The organism is Winogradskyella poriferorum, from assembly GCF_050618035.1.
Taxonomy (GTDB): Bacteria; Bacteroidota; Bacteroidia; order Flavobacteriales; family Flavobacteriaceae; genus Winogradskyella; species Winogradskyella poriferorum_A.
On sequence record NZ_JBODPY010000035.1, the window covers coordinates 1 to 272 of the forward strand.

Below are 272 nucleotides of genomic sequence, written 5' to 3' on the forward strand. Positions count from 1 at the left end.
TTAGCCTGCAGTAATTCCGCCAGGCTGAAGAAGCCGCTCTGGCTCTTGCCGAGTTTCACCACAGAGCGCGCCGGCGTGGGGGTAAAGCCTGTGGTCACCGCCTCTATACCGCGGACCGAACGTGTACCCGTGGCATACAGGCTCTCGAAATACCAGCCCTCATCGGCCAAGGCATCCAGATTGGGTGTCAGTGGTAAGCCTCCCAGGCTGCCAACGAAACGAGCTCCCAGGCTCTCCTGCAATATGATGACTATATTCTTGGGTTTACCGCG

Annotated in this window: 1 protein-coding gene; it reads right to left on the bottom strand. The window is 58.1% G+C overall.

The annotated features are described in order from the left end of the window. Window positions 1-272, bottom strand: a 272-nt coding sequence (locus tag ACRHOC_RS14820; RefSeq protein WP_431159405.1) for a sulfatase-like hydrolase/transferase, incomplete at both ends; no start/stop codon positions are given.